At 66.8% G+C, this 25,102-nt stretch carries 20 protein-coding genes, 1 tRNA gene and 2 riboswitches; of the genes, 9 read left to right on the top strand and 12 right to left on the bottom strand.

The features are described 5' to 3' along the window. Positions 1 to 28: 28 nt before the first annotated feature. The 4 genes from gcvPB to gcvT form a co-directional block, all read right to left on the bottom strand. Entirely contained in the window at positions 29 to 1,606 is a 1,578-nt protein-coding gene (gene gcvPB, locus ACW171_RS00815) for an aminomethyl-transferring glycine dehydrogenase subunit GcvPB (protein ID WP_492095034.1), read from the bottom strand. Beyond that, positions 1,603 to 2,955: an aminomethyl-transferring glycine dehydrogenase subunit GcvPA gene (gene gcvPA, locus ACW171_RS00810; protein ID WP_492095032.1), complete on the bottom strand. Its 1,353-nt coding sequence runs from the start codon at positions 2,953 to 2,955 to the stop codon at positions 1,603 to 1,605. Before gcvPA ends, gcvPB begins: the two co-directional genes overlap by 4 nt. Positions 2,956 to 3,100: 145 nt before the next feature. Continuing rightward, the gene (gene gcvH, locus ACW171_RS00805) at positions 3,101 to 3,466 is read right to left on the bottom strand and encodes a glycine cleavage system protein GcvH (RefSeq protein ID WP_492095031.1); all 366 of its coding nucleotides are present in this window, start codon (positions 3,464 to 3,466) and stop codon (positions 3,101 to 3,103) included. 43 nt (positions 3,467 to 3,509) lie between these two features. Next, complete coding sequence (gene gcvT / locus ACW171_RS00800) at positions 3,510 to 4,625, bottom strand: glycine cleavage system aminomethyltransferase GcvT (RefSeq protein WP_492095030.1); 1,116 nt, start codon at positions 4,623 to 4,625, stop codon at positions 3,510 to 3,512. Between the two features lie 61 nt (positions 4,626 to 4,686). Further along, positions 4,687 to 4,772: riboswitch (glycine riboswitch) on the bottom strand. Positions 4,773 to 4,776: 4 nt separating this feature from the next. Continuing rightward, positions 4,777 to 4,874: riboswitch (glycine riboswitch) on the bottom strand. A 111-nt stretch (positions 4,875 to 4,985) separates the two neighbouring features. Between gcvT and ACW171_RS00795 the strand changes: the two genes are divergently transcribed. Beyond that, on the top strand, positions 4,986 to 6,020 hold the full coding sequence (locus tag ACW171_RS00795) for an alpha/beta hydrolase (RefSeq protein ID WP_492095028.1): 1,035 nt from the start codon (positions 4,986 to 4,988) through the stop codon (positions 6,018 to 6,020). Positions 6,021 to 6,422: 402 nt separating this feature from the next. On the opposite strand, the gene ACW171_RS00790 is transcribed toward ACW171_RS00795, so the two are convergent. The 4 genes from ACW171_RS00790 to ACW171_RS00775 form a co-directional block, all read right to left on the bottom strand. After that, entirely contained in the window at positions 6,423 to 7,430 is a 1,008-nt protein-coding gene (locus ACW171_RS00790) for an adenosine deaminase (RefSeq protein ID WP_492095026.1), read from the bottom strand. Positions 7,431 to 7,451: 21 nt separating this feature from the next. After that, entirely contained in the window at positions 7,452 to 8,219 is a 768-nt protein-coding gene (locus tag ACW171_RS00785; RefSeq protein ID WP_492095024.1) for a PIN domain-containing protein, read from the bottom strand. A 69-nt stretch (positions 8,220 to 8,288) separates the two neighbouring features. Then, positions 8,289 to 10,052: an arginine--tRNA ligase gene (gene argS / locus ACW171_RS00780; RefSeq protein WP_492095022.1), complete on the bottom strand. Its 1,764-nt coding sequence runs from the start codon at positions 10,050 to 10,052 to the stop codon at positions 8,289 to 8,291. Continuing rightward, positions 10,053 to 10,724, bottom strand: a complete 672-nt coding sequence (locus ACW171_RS00775) for a Tat pathway signal sequence domain protein (RefSeq protein WP_492095021.1) — start codon at positions 10,722 to 10,724, stop codon at positions 10,053 to 10,055. Between the two features lie 132 nt (positions 10,725 to 10,856). On the opposite strand from ACW171_RS00775, the gene ispH reads away from it, so the two are divergent. The 3 genes from ispH to ACW171_RS00760 all read left to right on the top strand — a co-directional run bounded on the left by ispH (position 10,857) and on the right by ACW171_RS00760 (position 13,307). Beyond that, positions 10,857 to 11,828: a 4-hydroxy-3-methylbut-2-enyl diphosphate reductase gene (ispH, locus tag ACW171_RS00770; RefSeq protein WP_492095019.1), complete on the top strand. Its 972-nt coding sequence runs from the start codon at positions 10,857 to 10,859 to the stop codon at positions 11,826 to 11,828. A gap of 61 nt (positions 11,829 to 11,889) precedes the next feature. Then, positions 11,890 to 12,999 (top strand): tRNA guanosine(34) transglycosylase Tgt, encoded by a 1,110-nt coding sequence (tgt, locus tag ACW171_RS00765; protein ID WP_492095017.1) that lies wholly within the window; start codon positions 11,890 to 11,892, stop codon positions 12,997 to 12,999. Between the two features lie 2 nt (positions 13,000 to 13,001). Continuing rightward, positions 13,002 to 13,307 carry a hypothetical protein gene (locus ACW171_RS00760; RefSeq protein ID WP_492095015.1) on the top strand — a complete coding sequence of 102 codons (306 nt, stop codon included), beginning with the start codon at positions 13,002 to 13,004 and terminating at the stop codon, positions 13,305 to 13,307. A gap of 181 nt (positions 13,308 to 13,488) precedes the next feature. Here the strand turns inward: ACW171_RS00760 and ACW171_RS00755 are convergent, their stop codons facing one another. Together ACW171_RS00755 and ACW171_RS00750 are read right to left on the bottom strand one after the other, a co-directional pair. After that, positions 13,489 to 14,019, bottom strand: a complete 531-nt coding sequence (locus ACW171_RS00755) for a hypothetical protein (RefSeq protein WP_492095013.1) — start codon at positions 14,017 to 14,019, stop codon at positions 13,489 to 13,491. An 18-nt stretch (positions 14,020 to 14,037) separates the two neighbouring features. Then, entirely contained in the window at positions 14,038 to 14,688 is a 651-nt protein-coding gene (locus tag ACW171_RS00750) for a hypothetical protein (protein WP_492095012.1), read from the bottom strand. Between the two features lie 166 nt (positions 14,689 to 14,854). Between ACW171_RS00750 and ACW171_RS00745 the strand changes: the two genes are divergently transcribed. After that, a tRNA-Lys gene (locus ACW171_RS00745) sits at positions 14,855 to 14,931 on the top strand. Between the two features lie 78 nt (positions 14,932 to 15,009). Beyond that, on the top strand, positions 15,010 to 16,080 hold the full coding sequence (locus ACW171_RS00740) for a CaiB/BaiF CoA transferase family protein (protein ID WP_492095011.1): 1,071 nt from the start codon (positions 15,010 to 15,012) through the stop codon (positions 16,078 to 16,080). Here the strand turns inward: ACW171_RS00740 and ACW171_RS00735 are convergent. Then, positions 16,077 to 17,816: an ATP-binding protein gene (locus tag ACW171_RS00735; protein WP_492095009.1), complete on the bottom strand. Its 1,740-nt coding sequence runs from the start codon at positions 17,814 to 17,816 to the stop codon at positions 16,077 to 16,079. The two genes, ACW171_RS00740 and ACW171_RS00735, sit on opposite strands and share 4 nt — an antisense overlap. 155 nt (positions 17,817 to 17,971) lie before the next feature. On the opposite strand from ACW171_RS00735, the gene ACW171_RS00730 reads away from it, so the two are divergent. The 3 genes from ACW171_RS00730 to ACW171_RS00720 all read left to right on the top strand — a co-directional run bounded on the left by ACW171_RS00730 (position 17,972) and on the right by ACW171_RS00720 (position 24,432). Continuing rightward, positions 17,972 to 18,232, top strand: a complete 261-nt coding sequence (locus ACW171_RS00730) for a hypothetical protein (RefSeq protein ID WP_492095007.1) — start codon at positions 17,972 to 17,974, stop codon at positions 18,230 to 18,232. A 207-nt stretch (positions 18,233 to 18,439) separates the two neighbouring features. Then, complete coding sequence (locus ACW171_RS00725; protein ID WP_492095005.1) at positions 18,440 to 20,131, top strand: autotransporter assembly complex protein TamA; 1,692 nt, start codon at positions 18,440 to 18,442, stop codon at positions 20,129 to 20,131. Between the two features lie 92 nt (positions 20,132 to 20,223). Next, a complete protein-coding gene (locus ACW171_RS00720) occupies positions 20,224 to 24,432 on the top strand; it encodes a translocation/assembly module TamB domain-containing protein (RefSeq protein ID WP_492096568.1) in 4,209 nt (1,402 codons plus the stop codon). On the opposite strand, the gene ACW171_RS00715 is transcribed toward ACW171_RS00720, so the two are convergent. After that, on the bottom strand, positions 24,429 to 24,944 hold the full coding sequence (locus ACW171_RS00715; RefSeq protein ID WP_492095004.1) for a hypothetical protein: 516 nt from the start codon (positions 24,942 to 24,944) through the stop codon (positions 24,429 to 24,431). The two genes, ACW171_RS00720 and ACW171_RS00715, sit on opposite strands and share 4 nt — an antisense overlap. Between the last annotated feature and the right edge of the window lie 158 nt (positions 24,945 to 25,102).

The following is a 25,102-nucleotide window of genomic DNA, read 5'->3' as shown; positions in this document are numbered from 1 at the left end:
GCCTTTCTTCATCGATCGCGCGCGACGACTACTCCGCCGCGATATTCGTGCCCTCCGGCGCGGTCCAGCGCAGTTTCGGCGTCCGTGCCGCGCGGGTCTCGTCCAGGCGACGCAGGGGCGCATGGAAGGGCGCGCCCTTGAACCGCTCGACCTCGCCGGCCTTCGCAGCCTGGGCCAGTAGACGCAGGGCGTTGATGAATTTGTCCAGCTCGGCCTTGGATTCCGTCTCGGTCGGCTCGATCAGCATGGCCCCGTGGACGACCAGCGGGAAATACATGGTCATCGGGTGGAAACCCTCGTCGATCATCGCCTTGGCGAAGTCGAGCGTGGTGATGTCCGTGCCCTTCAGCCATTCGTCGTCGAACAGGGCCTCGTGCATGCACGGACCGTCCGGGAAGGCCGCCGACATCACGTCCGACAGGCGGGCCTTGATATAGTTGGCGTTCAGCACCGCGTCCTCGGCGACCTGACGCAGGCCGTCGGCGCCGTGGCTCATCATGTACGACAGGGCGCGGACATACATGCCCATCTGGCCCTGGAAGGCGCACATCCGACCGAAAGCCTGAGCCGCATCGCCCTCCTCCCGCTCGATCAGCTCATAGCCGTCGACGCCGTGCACGACCCACGGGGCCGGCGCGAACGGCGCGAGCGCCTCGGACAGCACCACCGGACCCGCGCCGGGACCGCCGCCGCCATGTGGCGTCGAGAAGGTCTTGTGCAGGTTGATGTGCATCGCATCGACGCCCAGGTCGCCTGGGCGAACCCGGCCGACGATGGCGTTGAAGTTGGCGCCGTCGCAGTAGAAGTACGCCCCCGCCTCGTGGGTCAGGCGGCTGATCTCCAGGATGTCGCGTTCGAACAGGCCGCAGGTGTTGGGGTTGGTCACCATGATGGCGGCCACGTCCGGACCCAGCTTGGACGCCAGATCGGCGACGTCAACGCGGCCGTCCTCGGTCTGGGCCACCTCGACCACCGAATAGCCGACGAAGGCCGCCGTCGCCGGGTTGGTCCCGTGAGCCGAGGTCGGCACCAGCACCTTGCGGCGCGCCTCGTGCTCGCCCGACGCCTCGTGGGCGGCGCGAATGGCCATCAGGCCGCACAGCTCGCCATGCGCGCCCGCCTTGGGCGACAGGGCCACGGCCGGCATGCCGGTCAGGGTCTTCAGCCAGTGCGACAGCTGATCCATCAGCTCCAGCGCCCCCTGCACCGTCGAGATCGGCTGCAGCGGGTGGATGTCCGAGAAGCCCGGCAGGCGCGCCATCTTCTCGTTCAGACGCGGATTGTGCTTCATCGTGCACGAGCCGAGCGGATACAGCGCCAGGTCGATGGCGTGGTTCTTCTGCGACAGACGCACGTAGTGGCGCATCGTCTCGGGCTCCGACAAGCCCGGCAGGCCGATCGGGTCGCGGCGAATCAGGTCGCCCAGATCGCTGCCGTCCGTTTTCGGCTCCGGCAGATCGACGCCGGTCTTGCCCCAGCCGTCGCTCTCGAAGATCAGCAGCTCGTCCTGCAACAGGCCGCGCGCGCCGGTCAGGGTCGGATGCTTGTAGTCGTGATCGACGGCGGTGGGCGCGGTCGGGCGGCCGACGGTATTCATCGTGCTCATTGGGCGGCTCCCAGAACCTTGGTCAGAGACTTGGCGAGGATCTGGATGTCGGCATCCAGGGTCGTCTCGGTGGCGCAGACCAGCAGGACGTCATCCATCCCCGCATCGGGCGCCAGACGGCTATAGGGCACGCCGGCCAGGACGTGATGCGCCGCCAGTTGATCCACCACCTCGGCGGCGTTCCTGGGCAGCTTCACGGCGAACTCGTTGAAGAACCGGCCGGTCAGGATTTCGACACCCGGAATGGCCGCCAGCGCATCGCGTGTCGCAATCGCCTTCTCGTGGTTCAATAGGGCCAGTTTCCGCAGCCCCGTCTCGCCCAGCAGGCTCATGTGAATGGTGAAGGCCAGGCTGCACAGGCCCGAGTTGGTGCAGATGTTCGACGTCGCCTTGTCGCGGCGGATATGCTGCTCGCGCGTCGACAGGGTCAGGACGAAGCCCCGCTCGCCGTCAGCATCGACCGTCTCGCCGCACAGGCGGCCCGGCATCTGGCGGATCAGCTTCTCGCGCGTGGCGAACAGGCCGACGTAAGGTCCGCCAAAGTTCAGGGCGTTGCCGATCGACTGGCCCTCGGCGGCGACGATATCGGCCCCCATCTCGCCCGGCGATTTCAACAGGCCCATCGACACGGCCTCGGTGACGACGACGATCAGCAGGGCGCCCGCGGCATGGGCGGCCTCGGCGATCTTCGTCACGTCGGTCGCCGTGCCGAACACGTTCGGGGTCTGGACGACGACGCAGGCCGTGTCCGGCCCGATCTGGGCGATGACGTCGGCCTCGGCGTGCACGGCGGGGGCCAGGACCTGGGTCTCGACGCCCACGGCGTGCACGACGGTTTCGGTCGCCTTGACGTAGTGCGGGTGCACCCCGCCCGAGATGACCGCCTTGTTCCGGCGCGTCACCCGCGTCGCCATCAGCACGCCTTCGGCCATGGCGGTCGAGCCGTCGTAGAGCGAGGCGTTGGCCACATCCATGCCCGTCAGGTTCGCGACCTGGGTCTGGAACTCATAGAGATACTGCAGCGTCCCCTGCGCGATCTCGGGCTGGTAGGGCGTGTAGCTGGTCAGGAATTCCGAACGCTGGATGACGTGATCCACCGTCGCCGGCACATGGTGGCGATAGGCACCCGCGCCGCAGAAGAAGGGCCGCGACCCTGCCGCCACATTCCGCCCGGCCATCATCGATAGGGCCCGATCGACCTCCAGCTCCCCCATGACGTGGGGCAGGTCGACGAAGCCGTCCCGCCTTGCAGGCTGCGGTACGTCCACGAACAGGTCGTCGATCGATTTCGCGCCTATGGCGGCGAGCATCGCCGTCCGGTCGTCGGGAGTCAGTGGCAGGTAACGCATCTATTCTTTTCCGCTCATCCCCGCGAAAGCGGGGAGCCAGTGCTTTGGGCGAAGACCGTCGCCGGGGAGGACAAACCGCTGATCCCAGTCACCCTGCCTCGCGACAGAACTGGGTCCCCGCTTTCGCGGGGATGAGCGGGTATTCTTACAGCGAAGCCAAAAACGCGTCGTAGGCGGCGCGGTCCATCAGGCCGTCGATCTGGCCCGCGTCCGACACCTTGATCTTGGCGAACCAGCCCTCGCCCTCGGCGTCGGCGTTCACGGTTTCGGGCGCGGTCGCCAGCGTCGCGTTGCCCTCGATCACCTCGCCCGAGACGGGGGCGTAGACGTCCGAAGCCGCCTTGACGCTCTCGACGACGGCGAAGCTGTCGCCCTTGCCGACGGTCTTGCCGGCTTCCGGGGTCTCGACGAACACAACGTCGCCCAGCTGATCGGCGGCGTGCTTCGAGATGCCGACCGTCGCGACATCGCCGTCGAGGCGAACCCACTCGTGATCCTTGGTGAAATGCATGGCGTGTTCCTTGTTCTCGTCGTCCTCCGGCTTGACCGGAGGATCAGGCTTTCGGTTTGCGGTAATAGCGTTGGGCGACGAAGGGCATGTCGATCACCTCTGCGGCGGCCGCCTTGCCGCGCACGATGACCTTCAACTCGGTGCCGAGCGCGGCGAAGGCCGGTGGCACATAGCCCATGGCGATGTTGCGACCCAGCGTCGGCGAAGGCCCGCCCGAGGTCACCTTGCCGATGACATTCCCGTCCAGATCGGCGATCTCGGCGCTTTCACGAGCCGGTGCGCCTTCCTTGACGCTCAGGCCCACGCGGACCCGCGACGGACCGTCGGCCAATTCCTTCAGGATGCGCTCGGCGCCGTTGAAGTCGGCGGCTTCCTTGCGCGACTTCGACAGGGCGAAGGTCAGCGCCCCCTCGACCGGTGACGTGCCCGGATCGATGTCGTGGCCATGCAGCGGCAAGCCGGCCTCCAACCTCAGCGAGTCCCGCGCGCCCAGTCCGATCGGCTTGACCCGGGCATCTTCCAGGATCGTGTTCCACACCCGCTCGGCATCCGCCGCCGGGACCGAAATCTCGTAGCCGTCCTCGCCCGTATAGCCCGAGCGCGAGACGTAGCAGTCGACCCCGAACAGCATCAGCCGGGCACAGTCCATGAAGCCGAACTCGGCCAGGACCGGCTCGTGCGCGATCATGACCTCGGCCGCTTCCGGCCCCTGGATGGCGATCAGTGCGCGGTCGTCCAGCACCGTCAGCTTGGCGTCGCCCGACAGATGCTCGGACCAGAAGGCGAAATCCTCGTCCTTATTGCCGGCGTTGACCACGACGAATAGGCCGTCATGGTCGGGCTTGCCCGCCATCAGGTCGTCGATGATCCCGCCCTCGGCATTCAGCAGCAGCGAATACTTCTGCTTGCCGGCCTTGAGCACCATGTAGTCGCCGGGCACGAAGCGCTGGAACTGGCTGATCGCGTCGGCGCCGGTGATCTTGCACTGGCCCATGTGCGACACGTCGAACAGACCGGCATGTTCGCGCGTCCAGCGGTGCTCGGCCAGGACGCCTTCGTACTGCACCGGCATGTCGTATCCGCCGAACCCGACCATTCGGGCGCCGGCTGCGCGATGCGCGGCGTTCAGGACGGTCGTCTTCAGCGTGTCGTCGGTCATGCGGGGTCCAGACTTTCAGGGTCGCGTATCGAGGCGGAAAGCTCCGCCGTCCTCGCGCCCCCGCTGTCTGTGAAGCCTGAGAGATTCCGACGCCAGAAGTGAGGCGTCTTGCTCCGTCGGCGCGATCCGGAGATCGACTTTCCAGCGTCCGAATGTCCTCGCGGTCCGTTTGCCTGAGCGTTTCCGGGGCGGTTGCGCCTTCGGCTCCGGGTCAGCTTGAAGCCGCCCGATCTCTCCCGCGAGAGCGAAGTGACCAAGGCCCCGACTCCGGGCCGGAGTCAAGCTTCGGCTTACGGAACGTCGCCCGTCTCTCCGGCTTTAGCCCTGCATCCCCAACGCCTTTCTGCCTCGGAGAAGTCCATGTCTATTCTCGATAAAATCTTCGGCGACGACGACAAACAGCGCACCAGCCCTGCCAAGCCCGACATTGCGATGCAGCATGTTCTCGATCATCTGGCTCGCCTCGGCGGCAAGCCGATCGAAACCCTGTCGCCTCAGGAAGCCCGTCTCCAGCCCACGCCGACCGATGCGGTCAAGGCGATCCTGCAGGAGACGATCAAGGATCAGGACCCGACCCTGGGCATCCAGACCCGCGACATCACCATCGACGGCGCCGCCGGCCCACTTCAGGGGCGCGTCTATTCGCCCGACCTCGACAGCACCGACCTGAAGCCGCTGGTCGTCTATTTCCACGGCGGCGGCTTCGTCATCGCCGACCTTGACGTCTATGACGGCGGCCCGCGCGGCGTTGCCCGTTTCGCCGACGTCGTCGTCCTGTCGGTCCACTATCGCCAGGCGCCCGAGAACAAGTTCCCTGCCGCTCATGACGACGCCACGGCCGCCTACAAGTGGGCGCTGGCCAATGCCCAGACCATCGGCGGCGACCCGCAGAGGATCGCCGTCATGGGCGAAAGCGCGGGCGGCAACCTGGCCATCAACGTCTCCATCGCCGCGCGCGATCAGGGCCTGCCTGCGCCCAAGCATCAGGTGCTGGTCTATCCGCTGGTCGGCAACGACATGACGACTGAGAGCTACGTCGAGAACGCCGCCGCCAAGCCGCTCAGCAAGCCGATGATGGAATGGTTCGTGAAGCACACCTTCAACGACCCGTCCGAGACAGCCGATCCGCGCATCAACGTCGTCGGCGCCGCCAATCTGTCGGGCCTTCCGTCGTCCACGGTCATCACCGCCGAGATCGACCCCCTGCGCACCGAGGGCCAGCAACTGGCCGAGAAGCTGGAGGCTGCGGGCGTCGATACCCGCGCCAAGACCTTCAACGGCTCGACGCACGAATTCTTCGGCATGGGCCTGGTGGTCCCAGACGCCGCCGTGGCCCAGACTTTCGCCGCCCACGAACTGAAGCGCGCCTTCGGCACGGCCATCCTGCCGATCTGATAGCGAGGGATCCGATTAGAGAGAGGGCGCTCCTTCGGGAGCGCCCTTTTTCGCGCGGGCCTGCTTACCCCTTATCCGTTCACCCCGGCGAAGGCCGGAGTCCAGATGGAAGACGCCGCACCAACGTTAGCGGACTCTGCGGCAATCCCAGTCGTCCCGGTTTGCGATCTGGACCCCGGCCTTCGCCGGGGTGCACGGATTCACTGATGCAAAAAAATTTTTGCGCGCATGCAGAAACACCGCGACGCCTGCCCCAGCACTCCGTCGGGACCTATTTGTTAGCCCAGGTCTGCGGCTGACCTACAATCGAGCCCACGGTTCGCGGAGAGAGCGAGCGATCGGCCTTTTGTCCGTAATGTCCGAAATGTCATGGTGTTTTAAGACCGGACCCTGGACCGAGCCTCAGACCGCGTAGGCGTCGATTTCCTCGAGGTGCTTCAGCTTCTCGGCGTCCGACAGGAACGACCCCTCGAAGCTATTCCGCGCCATCTGCGTCACCTGCGCCTTGGACAGGCCCACCGCCTCCGCCAGCCGCGCATAGTTGGCGTTCACGTATCCGCCGAAATAGGCCGGGTCGTCCGAGTTCAGCGTCACATGCAGGCCCCGGCGCAGCATCTCCGGCACCGGGTGATCCTTCAAGTCGTCGACCACGCAGAGCTTCAGGTTCGACAGGGGACAAACCGTCAGCGTCATCTGCTCTGCCGCCAACCTCTGGATCAGGCTCTCGTCCTCCATCGAGCGGTTGCCGTGGTCCATCCGGTCGATGTGCAACAGGTCCAGCGCCTCATGCACATAGGCAGGCGGGCCCTCCTCCCCCGCATGGGCGCACAGTTTCAGGCCCAGCTCACGGGCGGCGGCGAAGACCCTGACGAACTTCGACGGCGGATGCCCGACCTCGGATGAATCCAGCCCGACCCCGATGAAGTGATGCAGATAGGGCTTGGCCATCTCCAGCGTCGCGAAGGCCTCCTCCTCCGACAGATGCCGCAGGAAACTCAGGATCAGGCCGGACGTCACGCCCAGCTCCGCCTTCGCCCGGTCCATCCCCGCGATCAGCCCCTCGACGACCACCCCGAAGGCGACCCCTCGGTCGGTGTGGGTCTGGGGATCGAAGAATATCTCCGCGTGACGGACATTGTCGGCGGCCGCCCGCTGGAAATAGGCGAAGGCCAGGTCCTCGAAATCCTTGCGGGTCAGCAGGACGTTCGCCCCCGCGTAATAGATGTCGAGAAAGTCCTGCAGGTTCGAGAAGTCATAGGCCGCCCGCACCGCCTCGACACTGTCGAATGGGATCTGGACCCCATTCCGCTGGGCCAGTTCGAACATCAGCTCGGGCTCCAGCGAGCCCTCGATGTGCAGATGGAGTTCAGCCTTCGGCAGGCCGGCGATATAGGCGTTCAGGTCGGTCATGATCCCTCGCTACCAGCCCAGTCAGTTCGACACCACCAGCCTGAGATGTCCACGCTTGACCTCCGGCGTCGGCGGAAGCGGCGTCGGGGGCGGCGGCGCTGCCTCCCCAGCCCGCCAGCCCTGTGGCCGGTCCACGAAGCCCGACCGGGTCAGGATACGCTCGGGCAGGCTGGACCGCTCCAGCATCGGGATCTCGATCTCGGTCCTCAGATGCGCCCATTCCAGCAGCTGGCGATTATGCCCTCGCCCCGGCGGCGCGACGCTGACCACCGTCTTGTCGGGATAGCTCTCGTGCAGGAACCGCGTCGTCGCTGCATGGTCCCCGTCGGTGGTCAGGATGTAGGCCGTATCGAACCGGTTCGCCGCCGCATCGGCCGCCACCGACAGGGCCAGGTTCACGTCGCTCTGCTTCTCGGTCGCGTCCATCCACTGATGCCCGCAGGCCTGACAGTGGTCACCGTGGATGACGAAATGCCCCATCAGACACCGCACGGACCGCGCCCTCAGCGCCTCTTCATAGGCCAGCAACGCCTCCATCCGGTCCCGCCTCTGGGGCCGATGGGCGCTGACCCAGGTCACCCCGGCCAGTCGCTCGCCGGGCGGCAGCAGCGCCCGCCCCAGGGCGTTCAGATCCAGCCACAGCAGCTCCCGCCGCTCCAGATCCAGGATCGCATGATGCAGGTTGAACCCATCGACATAGAGCCGGGCGCGCTTTCGGAAGATCGGCAGCCGGAAACCATCCCGGCGCACCGCCGGCGTCTGAACGCCCCTGTATCCAGACCCCGCCATATCCGGCCTCGCCTCGCCCCAAGCGAGACAGTTAACCAGTGGATAACGCCGGAGTCCGTGTCGTCGGCGCTACATCCGGTCGGGCGAATCGATCCCGAGCAGCCTCAACGCCGTCTCCAGTTGGCTCAGCGCCGCCCCGGCCAGAGCCAACCGCGACCCCACCGTCTCAGGCTCAGACGCCGCCAGCACCGGGCAGGCGGCATAGAACTTGGAGAACGACTGGGCCAGCCGATAGGCGTGTTCGGCGATCAGGTGCGGCGCCCGCTTGTCATAGGCATCGGACACCGCCTGGTCGAAGGCGTCCAGCGTCAGCACCAGATCCCGCTCCGCCGGCTCCTTGACGCAGATCGGCCCGGCCAGCACGCCTTGCGCCGCCGCCTTCCGCAACAGGGATTTGATCCGCACCACCTGGTAAAGCAGGTAGGGCCCGGTCTTGCCCTCGAAGCTCATGAACCGGTCGAGGTCGAAGACGTAGCTGGTCGTTCGACTGTTCGACAGGTCGGCGAACTTCAGCGCGGCTACGGCGACCTTGGACGCGATATCCTCGAACTCCGCCTCGGGCAGGTCTGCACCCAGCTCGGCTTCCTTCAGCCGCTCGCGCGCCTTGTCCCGCGCCTGGGTGATCAAGTCATGCAGCTTGAGCACGCCCCCAGCCCGCGTCTTGAAAGGCTTGCCGTCCGACCCGTTCATCGTGCCGTTGGCGGCGTGCTCCAGCTGCCCCGGCGTGGCGTAGCCAACCTTGTAGGCGGCCCGGAACACCTGCTCGAAATGATCGCCCTGACGCTGATCGACGCAGTAGAGGACCAGATCGAAGTCGAACTGCTGACGCCGATCCAGGATCGTCGCCAGATCGGTCGTCCCGTACATGGCCGAACCTTCCGACGAGACCAGCAGCAAGGGCGGCAACTCGCGCTTCTCGCCCTCCTCGTTGACGCGGATGATCCAGGCGCCCTGATCGAACTCCGCCAGACCCTTGGCCTTGATCTGCTCGACCATGGCCGGGATCAGGGGATCGGCGTCGCTTTCGCCGTTCCACAGATCGAAGGTCACGCCCAGAGCGCCGAACTCGCGTTGCAGCGCCGTCTTCGAGACCGCCACGAAATGCCGCCACAGGGCGCGGTAGCCGAGGCGGCCGCCTTGCAGCTCCGCCGTCGCCTTGCGGGCCCGGTCGCGATACTCGGTGTCTTCCTTGGCCTTGGCCGCCGCCATCGGATAGAGGCGCTCAAGGTCCTCCAGCGTTACCGGGCTGTGGTCCGGGAACGGACCCTCGCCCTCGGCCAGGAAGGCTTCAGCCTTACCTTCGTCGCCCACGGCCACGATCAGCAGGCCCATCTGGAAGCCCCAGTCGCCGAAGTGGGCGTCGCCCCAGACTGTGTCGCCCCGGAAGCGGAACAGACGCTTCAGGCTCTCGCCGATAATGGACGACCGCAGGTGACCGACGTGCATCGGCTTGGCCACGTTCGGCCCGGCGAAGTCGATGACGACCTTGCGGGCCTCGGCGACCTTGGACGCGCCGGCGAGCGCAGCGTCATCCGCCACGCTCTGCGCTCGCTTGGCCAAGGCCGCGTTGGAGAGCTTCAGGTTGATGAAACCCGGCCCCGCGACCTCGACGCCCGACAGCCGCGGGTCAGATGCCAGACGCTCGGCGACGCGGCCGGCGAGTTCGCGGGGATTGGCCTTCAGCGCCTTGGCGGCGGCCAAAGCGCCGTTGGACTGGAAATCGGCCAGATCAGGACGGTCGGAGGCGGTGACGCGGGCGACGGATGCGTCCACGCCTTCGGCGGCGAAGGCGGCCGCGACCGCTTCGCCGAGGTCGGTTCTGAGATCGGTCATTTATTCCGCCGGAGGGGCCGCCGCAGCCTGGCCCGCCGTCATGCGGAAGCGGCTGCCGGTGCGGTTGAACTCGGCCATCTCTGGCGTGACGTCGAAGCCGATCAGGACCTCGAAGTTTCCACCGCTGGTCTCCGCGTTCGCACGGGGGATCAGGATCGACTGCTCCTCGGTCACCGAGGCGGTGGCACCGCCTTCGAAGTTGACTGGCAGATCGAAATATTCCTTGGCCAGGACGGCGCTGTTCCGCTCCGTGACCGCGATCCAGTAGCGGTAGGTTCGCTGATCGCCCGTGGCCTGCGGTCCTCGACCCAGGTTGAACAGGACGTCCATCTGGACCGAGATCGGCTCGTCGGACTGATACGAACAGCCGGCGCTGACGCCCTCGATCTCACCTGTGTAGCCGACATTGGCCGCAGCAGCGCGGCCACCTTCCAGTTCGACGTAGCGGGCCGCATCATAGAGGATTTTGACGAATGGGCAGGGACCGGCGTTGGCGACGGAGCGCAGCGGGGCGATGCGCGGTGCGCGGGTGCGCCCGCCGTTCTCCTGTTGTTGCTCGTTGGGGCTTTGGCCACGCTCGCGTTGGCCTTGGCCCTGGCTCTGCATCTGGGCATGAGCAGGCGCTGAAGCGAAGACCGCCATGGCGGCGAGGGCGACGGTCGCAAGACGCATTGGGAAATCCGGAATCTGGGCGCTGACGGAACGCGGTCAGGCTTCCCGCCTGATAGCGGCTAAAGCGAGGCGTCGCAAACCTATCGCGCCGCGGCGGTGGCGACGAAGACCCGGAACGACTAGGTTCAGCCCATGGACGCGTTTGCCCCCTCCCCCGTCGCCGCGCTTCGCCCGTTGACCGTGCGCATGGCGACGCCCCGTGGCTTCTGCGCCGGGGTGGATCGCGCTATCCAGATCGTCGAGCGCGCGATCGAGAAATTCGGCGCGCCGGTCTACGTCCGCCACGAGATCGTCCACAACAAACATGTGGTTGATCGCCTCAAGGGGCTCGGCGCCGTTTTCGTCAAGGATCTCGACGAATGCCCCGACGACCGCCCCGTCGTGTTCTCCGCCCATGGCGTGCCGAAATCCGTGCCCGCAACCGCTCGCGCCCGTGAACTTCTGTTCCTCGACGCCACCTGCCCACTGGTGTCCAAGGTCCACGTCGAGGCGGAACGTCATCACGTCAACGGCCGCCATATCATCCTGATTGGCCACGCCGGCCACCCCGAGGTCGTCGGCACCCTGGGCCAGTTGCCCGAGGGTGCCATCACGCTAGTGGAAACAGTCGAGGACGCCGAGACCTTCCAGCGCCCCGGCGACCTGCCCTTGGCCTACGCGACCCAGACGACCCTGTCGCTGGACGACACTTCGGAGATCCTGCGCGCCTTGAAGCGTCGCTTCCCCGAACTGCCGGACCCGCACAAGGAAGACATCTGCTACGCCACCACCAACCGGCAGGAGGCGGTCAAACAACTGGCCGTAGGTTCGGATCTGATTTTGGTCGTAGGATCGAAGAACTCCTCCAACTCCGTGCGGCTGGTCGAAGTGGCCCTGCGCGCCGGCGCCGGCAACGCCCAGCTGATCGACGACGCCTCGCACATCGACTGGAGCTGGTTGGACGGCGTCTCGACCGTCGGGGTCACCGCGGGTGCCTCGGCCCCGGAGCCGCTCGTGCAAGCCGTCGTGCAGGCCTTGCAGGACCGCTTTGACGTCACCCTTGCCGACGATCCCGGCGAGCCGGAGACCGTCACATTCAAACTTCCTCGAGCGCTGACGGCCTGACGACAAGATCGCGGGCCTGAGGCGTGACCTCAAGGGCCTTAGCCGCTAAGGCCACCACCCCATGCCCTTTCCATTCGACATCTCGGCCACCGAAGGCCGTGCCCGCACCGGCGTTCTGAAGACTCCGCGCGGCGACATCCGCACCCCCGCCTTCATGCCCGTCGGCACCGCCGCCACGGTCAAGGCGATGACCGTCGATCAGGTCAAACAGACAGGCGCCGACATCATCCTCGGCAACACCTACCACCTGATGCTGCGCCCCGGCCCCGAGCGCATGGAGCGCCTCGGCGGCCTCCACAAATTCATGGGGTGGGATAAGCCGATCCTGACCGACTCGGGCGGTTTCCAGGTCATGTCCCTGGCCGGCATCTCCAAGGTCAAGGAAGACGCCGTCACCTTCTCCAGCCACATCGACGGCTCCAAACACGTCCTGTCGCCCGAGCGTTCGATCGAGATCCAGGCCGACCGCATCGGCGCCGACATCTCGATGCAGCTCGACCAGTGCGTCGCCTACCCGGCCGAGAAACCCGCCGCCAAGGCCGCCATGGAGCTCTCCATCCGCTGGGGCGCCCGCTCGAAAGCCGCCTTCGGCACGCGGGAGACCCAGGCCCTGTTCGGCATCCAGCAGGGTTCGACGTATCAAGATCTGCGCCGCCAGTCGTCGGACCAGCTTCAGGAGATCGGCTTCGACGGCTACGCCATCGGCGGCCTGGCCGTCGGCGAGGGCCATACAGCCATGTGCGAGGTCCTGGACTACGCCCCCGACATGCTGCCCGCCGACCGCCCCCGCTATCTGATGGGCGTCGGCAAGCCGATCGACCTGGTCGAGGCCGTGCATCGCGGCGTCGACATGTTCGACTGCGTCCTGCCCACACGGGCCGGCCGTCACGGCCAGGCCTGGACCTGGGAGGGCCCCATCAATCTCAAGAACGCCCGCTTCGCCGAGGACCAGGATCCGCTGGATCCGACCATCGACGGCCCGTCCTCGACCTATTCAAAGGCCTATCTGCATCACCTGATCCGCGCCGACGAAATCCTCGGTAAGATCCTGCTCAGCTGGCACAACATCGCCTTCTTCCAGGCCCTGACCGCCGCCATGCGCGACGCCATCCAGCACGGCCGCTTCGAACAGTTCCGCCGCGACTTCCACGCCCGCCATACGTCGAACTAGCCATGCGCATCGAGAAGTCAGGCTTCCACGCCTACAACACCTATCTGGAAGAGCCACCCCGCGACGAGGGCAATGAGACGGCGCTGCATCGCCACGTCATCATTATCGGCGGCGACAAATATTCCTTCTTCGCCCACTGGTCCGGCAAGTTCGCTCACAAGGGCGAGTTGATCTCCTTCGACTGGGACTGGGACCGCACGGGCGAGTTCCGCAACATCGACAAGCCGACCTTCGAGGCCTTCGCCAGGGACGGCACGGTCCAGATCAGAGGCGACCGCAGCGACAAACGCCGACCCGCCGGTCGCTAGATCCCGTCGGTGAACCCGATGTACATTCCATCCATGAAGGCACCGATCGCGTCGCCGGAAAGAGCGCGCACCGCGAGCGCACCAAGCAGAATGATGACGACCTGCTGGGAACGCGACGGCCTGGTGCAAGACATATCAGCTCCAAAATGCAGGCTAAGGTTTGCCTCACCAGAGCGGGCTGTCAACGCTGCGAACGCCCTGCTGGCCTGAACCAGGCGGGCGACGCCGGGGGCGAACAGTTGGCCCGCATTCCCAGCCCCTTCAGGAAGGCCCGCCTGAGCCGTCCGGCCTCGACCGCATCCTGCACCGTCTTGGACCGCGCCTGGGCGCCGGTCAGCTGCCGAACCCAGCTGCGATACGGAATGAAGTCGGTCACCGCGTCGCGGATCGCATCCAGCGCCGCCTCGGCGATCGCGTCCTGGGCCCGTTCACTCAGCGTCGGGCTGTCGGGCGCCGGCGGTTCGTCGCGATCGGGTCCCAGCGCCTCGTCCAGCCGCGCCACCTCGGCCCCGATGGTCGTGCACTGGCTCAGATTCCGCCGGTCATACGGATTGGCCTGAGCCTGCAGCAGCACCGTCGGGATCTGGTCCCGGCGCACATTCAGATCGACCAGCGGGGAGGTCACCGCATCGCCGAACCCGTCTCCCACCTGACGCGCGGCCGAACAGCCGCCCAGCAGGGCCAGACACGAAAGGATCAGAACGCTACGCACCGACACTAGAACTCCGGATCAACCGACCTTGCGGATCGTCGTGAAATCGAACGGCTGGATCTCGCTGCCGTATTCGATGAAGACCACCGTCGTCGGGTCGTCGGCCAGCACACGGAAGCCCCGGTCGCCCGACATCTGCGGCCCCATGTCGCCGCACGGTGCGTCCATCGGCTCCGCCCCTTCGGCGCCGGACGCGAAGGCGTCCCATTGGGTCTTCACCGCCCCGGTCGGTTCGAAGCCCGCGATATCGCCCTCGGGGCTCGGAATGGTCGACAGGACGCAGGTCGCCGAGTGCGGTCCCGGCGATTTGGCGCGCACCTCGGCCAATATGGAGTCGAGGGGCGCCTCTGCGGCCTTCTTGAAGATCACGACGGCCGGGCTGCGCGCCGTCTGGCCGTCGTAGGTCCCTTCCAGCGCGAAGCCCGGCAGGCTGGCGTCATAGACCATGTGCGTATTGCCGGACTGCGGGCAGGCATAGCTCCAGATCGACAGCCCCCCGCCTGTCGTCTCGCCCCAGGTGCAGTTGACGAAGGTCTCCTTCATCGTCTGGCTCGGCTGTGGCGCAGCCCGAGCCACAGCCGGAGGGGCGGCTGCCTTGTCTTCGGCCGGCGTGCAGGCCGTCAGCCCGATGGCTGCAACCGCAGCCGCCGTGATCCCGAAACCGCGCATGCCAACTCTCCCCCGAACGATGCCGCACCATACGCGGCATGGGACTCATGTCCACGAACACGGCCGACAAGATCAGGAAAGGAAGGTTCAGCCCTTGACCCGACACGCCCGATGAACCAGAAGGCGCAACCGCGAAACGGCCCAGCCGTTTGCGGACATGCGATGTGCGTCCTTAGCTCAGTTGGTTAGAGCATCTGACTTTTAATCAGAGGGTCCTCGGTTCGAGCCCGAGAGGACGTACCATCGTTTCTCCGCCTTGATGGCGTGAGGCTTCCCCTAGATAATCTCGACCGGGCTCGCGGCAACGGCTAGCAAACGTCGATGAAACCACTTTCCGGCGTCCGCATCATCGAGTTCGACGGCCTTGGTCCCGTGACCTTCGCCGGCATGGTCCTCGCTGATCTGGGAGCAGACGTCCTGCGCCTCAGCCGCGCTAACGGCACCGGAGCCTTCGGCGACGCCGGCGGCTCGGTGACACATCGGGCCCGCAACGCCGTGCCGGTCGATCTGAAGTCACCGCAGGATCGCGATCGGGTGCTGGACCTGATCGCGGGCGCTGATGCGATCATCGAAGGCTTTCGTCCCGGCGTATTGGAACGACTGGGGCTCGGCCCCCAGGTCTGCGCCGAGCGTAACCCCAAGCTGGTCTATGGCCGCGTCACCGGCTGGGGTCAGACGGGGCCGCTGTCCCAGATGGTCGGGCACGACATCAACTATATCGGCCTGACCGGGGCCCTGCATGCGATGGGCGAGGCCGGTCGGCCGCCCGTGCCGCCGCTGAACCTTGTCGGCGACTACGGCGGCGGAGCCATGCTGCTGATCGTCGGCGTGCTCGCCGCCGTGATCGAGGCCCGCACCACGGGCAAGGGCCGTGTCGTCGACGCCGCCATGACCGACGGCACGACGCTTCTGTCGGGACTGTTCTTCGCCCTGTCGGCAGGCGGCCAGTGGTCGAGCGAACGCGGGACCAATCTGCTGGACGGCTCCGCGCCCTTCTATCGCTGCTACCCTTGCTCAGACGGAAAGTTCGTAGCGGTCGGAGCGCTGGAGCCGCGCTTCTACGCCGCCTTGCTGGCCGGCCTGGAACTGACGCCGGAGGAGGCGCCGCAGTTCCCGATCAGCGGCTGGCCTGCGCTGGAGGCGAGGATTGGCGAACTGTTCGCCGGCCGGCCCCGCGACGAATGGGCCGCGCATTTCGAAGGGACGGAGGCCTGTGTCACACCGGTCCTGAGCTTTGCAGAGGCCGCCGAGCATCCTCACAACAAGGCCCGCCAGACCATTTCCGGCGCACCGCCCCAGCCGTCGCCCGCGCCGCGTTTCGACGCCGAGGTGGCGCCTATCGAACCTGCAGGATCCTTGACCTTGGAGGAGGCGCTTTCACGCTGGGCCTAGGCGACCAGAGCCTGATCGTCATCGACCGGCTCGGCGCAGGCCTCGGCCAATGTCGCGGCCAGCAGGACTGGGTCGATCGGCTTGGTCAGGAAGGCGTGAACGCCGGCGTCGTCCCAGGCCGCACGGTGCGTATCCATGGCGTTGGCGGTCAGGGCGATCAGCGGAGTCCTGCGATTGAGACCCTCGGCCCTGATCTTCGCAGACGCTTCCAGCCCGTCCATCACCGGCATCTGCATATCCATCAGGATGGCGTCGAAACGCTGGGCCTTCGCCGCCTCCACGGCCTCAGCGCCGTTCTCGACCAGATGAATTTTGCACCCGTGCGGTTCGAGCAGAAGGCTGAGAATACGTCTGTTCACCGCGTGATCGTCCGCCGCGAGAATGATCTTGCCCTTCAGGCCGGTCTGCGGGGCGGCCCGGCGACGCGTCTCAGCCGCCGGTTTGGCCACCGCCTCCATCGGCAGGCTAAGAACGAAGGTCGAGCCTTCGCCTTCTACGCTCTCGGCCGTCAGACGGCCGCCCATGATCTCGGCAAGCTTGCGGCTGATCGCAAGCCCTAGGCCCGTGCCGCCGTATTTCCGCGTCGTTCCCGCATCCACCTGTTCGAAACTGTCGAAGATGCGAGCGAGCCGGTCGGTCGGAATGCCGACGCCGGTGTCGATCACTGCGATGATCAGGCGACTATCGGCCCCTCGCCAATCCACCGAAACGGTGATCGAGCCGTCGTCGGTGAACTTCACGGCGTTGGACAAGAGATTGAAAAGCATCTGTTGCAGGCGCAGCGGGTCGGTCCGGACGCTGTCGGGCACCTCGGGATTGATCTCGATCTTCAACCGCACCCCGTTCGCCTCCGCCTTCGGCCCCCACAGGCGACCGAGCGAACCCAGTTTTTCCCGCAGGTCCATGACCGAGGACTCGAGCTGCATCTTGCCGGCCTCGATCTTTGAGAGGTCAAGAACGTCGTTCAGCAGACCCACTAGAACATCACCGGCGTCGAGCAACATCGAGACGTGCTCGCGCTGCTCCCGATCCAATCTGGTGCGGCGCAGCAGGTTAGCCGCCGAGATCACGGCGTTCATGGGGGTGCGAATCTCGTGACTGATCACGGCGAGGAAATCGGACTTGGCGGCACTGGCCACCTCCGCCTTCTCGCGTTCCTCTCGAGCCTCCGTGTTGGCCGTCTGCAGCGCCTTGGTCGTCATGGAACTCTGACGAACAGCGACGACCAGATGCATCATGTAGAGCACGCCGCCGAGCGCGATCAGCGCCTCCTGGGGCTTGCCGTGCGCGATGGCGCTGACAATCGGCATACCGAGGAAATAGAGACTGTGCGGAATGACCGCTGCGAACAGTAGGGGTCGCATGTGGTGCATGTGCAGGCTGACGTGCAGCAGGCCGCCCGCCACCTGGATGATGGCGAACAGCCGGCCTGCGTCACCACCCGCAGCCCACAGGTAGGCCGCGATGCCTGAATAGACGATCACATTGATCGAAGCGGTCGCGCACAGGATAATCTTGTAGGCCAGCGACGGATCCAGATCGGGCTGTTTGCGCAAGGGCCGGAAGGCGATCCAGTCGAGCGCCTGCGTCGCCACCACGGCACCGAACCAGACGGCCGGCCAGATCGTCTGCGTTAGGAACCAGGCCGTAACGGCGATGAACGCCGCCAGGGCGATCCGGGTCTTCAACTCGCGAAAACGCACCTGGGCGATCATGGCATAGCCGTTCGCCGTCATGTTGGAGTCCTCCCGTTGGAGGGATTGTCGCTCCAATAGACGAAGGATTGGTTGCCAGAACGGCGTTGATCCAAGGTGACCAAAGAACCGCGACAAGCTATGGAACAGGCCAGTTCACGGCGCGTTCCGACGCCGCACTCCGGGGGAGATTTGAAATGAAGCGTTTGATGTTGTTGGCCGCTTTGGGTGGCGTGGGTCTGGCCGTCGCGGGTTGCGAGGAGCCGGCTTATCAGGATGTTGAGACTGCGCCGCCGCCGATCGAGGCCCCCGCCGCTCCGTCCGCGGCCGATGCCGGAGTGCCGGCCGCAGACACCGCCGCCCCGACCGACATCGCGCCGCCCAACTCGACCCTGCCGCCGGAAAATCGGTCGTCGGAAGAGACGGTTCAGCCCGAGAGCGAAACCCTGTTTTATTGATCGGCCGCAAGGTCGTCCCGATTCGCTGATTGAGGGGGGCCTCAGGCGGGTTCGATCCATCCGGACCGGATCGCCGATCAGGGTTGCATTTTGACGTCAACGACTACTCCCTTCCGCCATATCTCGACCGCACTGGTAGCGGCGGCGCTTGGCTTGGTCGGCACTGGGGCGGCTCTGGCCGATTCTCGCGCCCAGATCAGGGGCGACATGGACGCCGACCTACGTGCGGCCCTGGTTCGTGCGATCGGCGAGACCGACGGCCCGCCGACTAATGGCTTCGACGCCCGCCGCCGAGCTCGAGCCGCCGTAGAATCCGCCGAGGCCCTGCTTCGGTCAGAGGGCTACTACCAGCCGGTGCTCTCCGACATCGTCGAGGGCGAGGATAATCCGGTCGCCATCGTCGAGATCACACCGGGGCCTCGCTTCATCCTGGCCGAGCCTGTCATCCAGTGGGTGGATGCGGAGCCCGAAGCCGAGGTCATCCGCACCGCCCAAGCCGAGATCCAGCTTGAGCCGGGCGAACCGGGCCGGGCCGCGGATGTTATCGCCGGAGAGGGCAGGATCATCGCCAGCCTGGGGCGCGAGGGGTATCCCGACGCCGTGACCCAGCCGCGCCGCGTCGTCGTCGACCACGCCGCCATGACCGTGGCGCCGACTTTCAACATCGACGCCGGCCCCCTTGTCCGCCTGGACGGCGTGCGGGTCGAGACACGGGGTCCGACCAACCCGGAATGGGTCATGGCTCTGGCGCCCTGGAACGAGGGTCAGCGCTACGATCCGGAACAGGTCGCCGAACTGGAACGTCGGCTGCTGGAGACTGGCGTCTATGACGGGGTGGCGGTGGCGCTCACGGCGGCGGACCAGACCACGCCGGAGGGCAATCGTCCGGTCGTGGTGACGTTGACCGACCGGCCGCGCCGCATTCTTGAAGCCGGGGCGACCTTCTCGACCGCCGACGGTTCCGGCGTCGAAGGGCTGTGGACCTGGTACAATCGCTTCGGCCGGGCGGACACCCTGAGGTTCCAGGCGCGGATCGCCAATATCGACAGCCGGATCGGCGCCGACCTGTCGCTGCCGCACTGGCGGACCCCGGGCCAGACGCTGGCCCTTTCCGCCGCTGTCGTGAACGAGGATACGGACGCCTACGTCCGGACGGCCGGCGTCCTGTCCGCCGACCTGCGCCAGCGCATCGGCAAGACGTCCTTCTACAGCTACGGCATCGGCCTGGACGCGGGTCGCTATAGCGAGAACCGGTTCGATCCGGTCACCCAGGCACCGATCTCGTTCGACCGTGACCTGGCGATCCTTACCGGCCGGGGCAGCGCCTATATCGACCATTCGAACGATCCGCTGAACCCGACCACAGGCTGGCGCATGACGCTGAACGTCCAGCCGACCGCCGTGGCCGGCGAGGATACGATCCTCTTCCTGCGGACCGAGGCCCAGGCCACGGCCTATCTGCCTTTACAGGACGACGCCCGAACCGTCCTGGCTGGTCGCGCCCGGCTGGGGTCGATCATCGGCGGCAGCGAGTTGAGCGTCCCGTCGGATCGTCTGTTCTACTCCGGCGGCGGCGGTTCTGTGCGCGGCTATCAGTACCAGGGCGTCGGCCCCCGCCTGCCTGACAATACGCCCCGCGGCGGCATCTCCCTGTTCGAGGTTTCGGGCGAGGTACGCCGCGACCTCGGCAAGGGGTTCGGTGTGGTCGGGTTCGTCGATGCAGGAGCGGTCGGCTTCTCGGAGACACCCGACTTGTCGAACCTGCGCTCCGCCGTCGGCATCGGGGCGCGGTACAATCTGTCCTTCGGCCCGATCCGCGCCGACATCGCCTTCCCTCTCGACAAGCGTGAGGGCGACGCCGACTTCCAGGTCTATGTCAGCATCGGTCAGGCGTTTTGACCGATCCGACCCCCAAGCCTCCGCGTCGCTTGCCGTCCCTTCGAAAGAAGAAGCCGGTCGAGGTCGTTTCGTCTGAAGAGATCGCCGCCGGCATGGAGACGCCGGCCAAGGCGGAAAGGCGCCGTCGCACGCGGCTCCAGGCCTTCGCCTTCTTCGGCGGTTTCGCGCTCATCGGTCTGCTGGCGCTGACGCTGATCCTGGCGTTCGGGGGGCGCATGTATCTGGTCTCCGGACCGGGGCGAGACCTGGTCACCAGCTTCGTCGCCGGCAAGAAGATCAGCCGCTACGGCCGGATCAATGTCGAAGGCCTTCGGGGCGATCTGTTCGACGACTTCACGCTCGGTCGCGTCACGATCACCGACGAGAAAGGCGTCTGGCTGGAGGCTCGGGATGTTCGCGTGGACTGGAGCTACTGGCCGCTTCTGACCCGCAGGTTCCACGCCAGCGAGATTACTGCCCAGTCGATCCGCCTGATCCGTAGACCGGAGCTCGATCCGCCGGACGGCCGGCCGCCGCAACCGATGCCGATCAGCATCGATATCGACAAGTTCACCGCCGACATCGAACTGCTCGAAGGGTTCTCGCAGGAATATGGTCGCTGGCGACTGACCGGCGACGCCCTGGTCCCTCGTGCCGGCGACAGGGTCGCCAATGTCGCCGCCTACAGCCTGAACCGGCCCGGTGATTTTCTGCGGATCGGCGCCACGCTCGGCGCCAAGCCCGAGGATCTGCGTCTGAACCTGCGGGCCAGCGAGGCCCAGGGAGGACCGTTGGCGGGATCGCTCGGCTATTCGCCGGATCAGCCCTTCTTCGCATCGGCCCTGGTCAATGGCGACATCGTCAACGCCGTGGTCCGGACCGGTGAGTTCACGCCTCTGACCGTCTCGGGTCGATATGGCCCCGAGGGTTCACGCATCTCGGGCTATTTCGACTTCAGCGGTTCGGACCTGCTGGAGCCGTTCGTCGAGCGGATCGGCCGCACCGCGCGTTTCGGCTTCGCCTCCATTCCGGCGGCCGACCGCGAAGGCGTACAGGGCATGGCCTGGCAGCTGACGTCGGAGAATCTGCAGTCCAGCGCCCAGGGTCTGATTCATCTCGACGACCGCAGCGCGCCGGATGGCGTCACGGTGACGGTGTCCACCGGTTCGGTCACCCGGCTGGCCGGCTCGACCATCGGCGGTGCGGCGACCTATTCCGGCGTCTTCACCGGCGACGCGACCCGCTGGAAGCTCGACGGAGACGTGCGTCTGTCGAACGCCGATCTCGCCAGCTACGCGGCTGGCGCGATCGCCGGACCGCTGGACATATCGGCCGACCGGGGCCGCATCGGATTGGCGGGAGATCTCCGGGTCGTCGGCGGTCGCAGCGAAGGCATCGTCGGCGCCCTGCTCGGCGCCGCGCCGCGCGCTTCGTTCGAGGCCTCGCGTCTGTCGGACGGCGCGATCCTGTTGCAGAAGATCGATGTGCGGGGGCAGGCGCTGACGTTGAACGGTTCGGGCGGACGCAGCCTGACCGGCGGCCTCGGCTTCCGGGGTCGGGCCGAGATCACCGATGTCGGCCGCATTCAGCCGGGCGCACGAGGGACCTTCGGCGGGCCGATCCAGGCGTCCTCGGCCCGCAGCGGTGCGCCCTGGGTCCTGGCCTTCGACGGGCGCGGCGGACGACTGGCCACCGGCATGGAGGAATTGGATCGCCTGCTGGGCGCGACACCCCGGCTGCAGCTCACAGGCAACCTCGACGACGGAAGGATCGCCATCGAGCGGGGCCTGCTGACCGGGGCGGCCGGGACAGCATCGGCGCGCGGATTGATCGAGCCCGAAGGACGTCTACGACTGGCGCTGAACTGGAATGCTCGCGGTCCCTTCGGCGTCGGGCCTGTGGCCATCGACGGGGCGATGACCGGAGACGGCGCCCTGACCGGCACCCTGGCCCAGCCCCGTGTCGATCTGACCGCCGCCTTCGGCAGCGTGGCCGCGGGTCCGCTGAAGCTGACTGACGCCGATCTGGTGTTGAGCTTCAGGAAGGGGGCGGACGCCTCGGACGGGCGGGTGGTGATGACTGCCGGATCGAACTATGGCCCGGCCCGGGCGGCGGGGAACTTCTTCCTCGGCGGCAATCGGATACGGCTGTCGGACGTGGATCTGAACGCCGGCGGGATCACCGCGCAGGGGTCGGTGGCGCTGGCGAACAACACGCCGTCGAGCGCCGACCTGACCTTCACCGCCCGGCCCGGGGCGTTCCTCGCCTCCGGCTCGGCTGATGGCCGGGTCCGCCTGACCGAGGGCGAGGGGGACGAGACGGCGATCCTGGACGTGAGCGGGACGAATGTTCGGCTGGCGGGGTCGACCTATCTGATCCGGACCTTCGCACTGGACGGACGCGGGACGCTGGACCGTCTGCCGTTCACTCTGAAGGCCGATGTCGGTGGGGGGACGCCCGTCTCGTTCGACGGGTCCGGCGTCTATTCGCGACAGGGCGAAGCGCAGAGCGTGACCCTGAGCGGCGACGGCAAGGTGCGAGAAGTCGCCTTCTCGACCCGCAATCCGGCGGTGATCGCCCTGGCCGGAGACGGCCGCGTTGCCCGGGTGGACCTGTCGGTCGGCGGCGGGGTCCTGATGGGCGAGGTCCGGCAGGATTCCGATGCGGCAGTCATTCAGGCCGATCTCACGAGCGTCGAACTGGGATCGATCGCACCGGACCTGAGGGGTCGGGTGACCGGCCGGATATCGCTGCGCGGTTCGGGTGACGACCTGTCGGGATCGGCGAACGTGAACCTGTCGCAGCTGCGAAGCGTCGACGCGCCCCGAGGGCTTTCGGTGGACGGGGCGGTCACGGCGACGCTGGTCAACGATACGCTGCGGATCCAGGCCAATGCGGCCGGCACCGATGCGGTACGGGCGACCGCCGACGTCACCCTGCCGGTCGAGGCCTCCGCCGCGCCGCTGAGACTGGCCATCGCCCGGACCCGGACGATGTCGGGCGAGGTCGAGGTGCAGGGCCAGATCCAGCCGATCTGGGACGTATTCTTTGGCGGCGAACGGACCCTGGCCGGTCAGGTCGACGGATCGGCGACCCTCGGAGGGACGCTGGCGGCGCCGCTGATCAACGGGCGGCTGAACCTTCAGCAGGGGCGGTTCCGCGACAACGGCGTGGGCCTGACGCTGAACGACGTGACCCTGGCCAGCCGGTTCGACGATGCGACGGCCCTGATCCAGACCTTCACCGCCAACGACGGTTCGGGCGGCACGGTTTCGGGCGATGGGCGGATCGGATTGCGGGAAGGGTCGGGATCGAACTTCGAACTGGCCCTGACGCGCTTCAAGATCATCGACAACGAGATCGCCGAAGGGCGCGCCTCGGGTCCGTTGACCGTGGTTCGCGGCGCCGACGGCAATATCCAGCTGGCCGGCGAGATCGTCATCGACGAGGCCCGGATCGAAGCCAATCCGCCGGGCTCCAGCGGCATCGTCGGCATGGACGTGGTCGAGATCAACCGCCCCGGCGGCGATCCGGTCGAGACCGAAGACGGCCCGAGCCGGGGTCCGCAGATCGGCATGGACATCCGGTTGCGTTCGCGCGGCGGCAACGTCAGCGTCGAGGGCCGGGGCCTGAACGTCCTGCTCAACGTCAACGCCCAGGTCAGGGGCACGATCGCCCAGCCCGTGCTGAGCGGGACTGCCAACATCGTGCGAGGCGACTACGAGTTCGCGGGCAAGCGGTTCGTCTTCGACGACCGAGGCTCGGTCGCCCTGTCCACAGACCCGAACCGCATCCGGCTGAACCTTTCGGCGGTGCGCGAGGATCCGGCTTTGACAGCGACGATCCGGGTGACCGGCACGGCGGCGAGGCCGGAGATCCTGCTGACCTCGACCCCTGCCCTGCCGCAGGACGAGATCCTGTCGCAGGTCCTGTTCGGGCGATCGGCGTCCCAGCTGTCGCCGTTCGAGGCGGCTCAACTGGCGGCGGGTGTGGCGTCGCTGGCGGGCGGCGGCGGGTTCGACGTGATCGGCAACCTGCGTGAACTGGCCGGTCTGGACCGGCTGTCGTTCGGCGGCGAGGCCTCGGCCCTGACGGTGGCGGGCGGTCGCTACATCACCGACGACGTCTATCTGGAGATCATCGGCGGCGGCGAAGGCGGGGCGGCGGTCAATGTCGAATGGCAGGTGCGGCGCAACCTGGCCATCAGCTCCGAGTTCGGCGGACAAGGCGACGCGACCCTGTCGATCCGCTGGCGCCGCCAGTCCCGCGTTCCGGGGACCGGAGCGCAGGACCGACGGCCCAATCGATCAGCGGGCGATTAGCGCGCCTGCTCCATCTGGATGCGGTCGAGGGCCTTGATGCCCTTCAGGCCGGTGACGTGCAGGATCATCTGGACGATCATGATCACGACCGAGAGGGCGATCTGCCAGATCGGCGTGTTGGGCATGTTCGGGACGGATCCGGCGAGCAGAGGCGTGGCCAGGGACGACACCAGGCCGAAGGCGATCAGGACCATGAAGAGGATGGCGATGAACTTGCCCGGGCTGCGCCATTGGACGATGGCGAAGATGGCCTGGATCAGCACCAGTCCGCCCGCCATCCACAGACCGGCCTGAAGCGCGGCCTGGGTGGTCGCCGGGTCGCCGGCCCCGCCCTGGGATGCGGTGGCCACGGCGTCCTGCACCGCGCCCGGATTGGCCAGGGTCCAGGCCAGGCTGGCCAGACCGACGACGACGCCGATGATGATCGAGATCGCGCTGGCCTTGGCGGCACGTGCGGCCTCGGATTCCGTGGTGATGGGAGTCGAGGGGTTCAGGGCGTTCAACCAGCTCATATGTCGCTTCCTTCCAAAAATATGACAAGCGACCCTTACATGACAAGGGTGCCTTACACAAGGTGGCGCCAGACACGCCTCATCGTCCTTCCGCGTTGAACGGGTATGGGGAAGTCGACGGAGCCTGGGCGGTTGCCCGGAACCGAGGTGGCCCCCTG

The sequence above is a fragment of the Brevundimonas sp. FV1ye28 genome (genome assembly GCF_058681135.1).
Note: the sequence above shows the minus strand (reverse complement) of the source record. Positions and strands in the feature narration are given on the sequence as shown.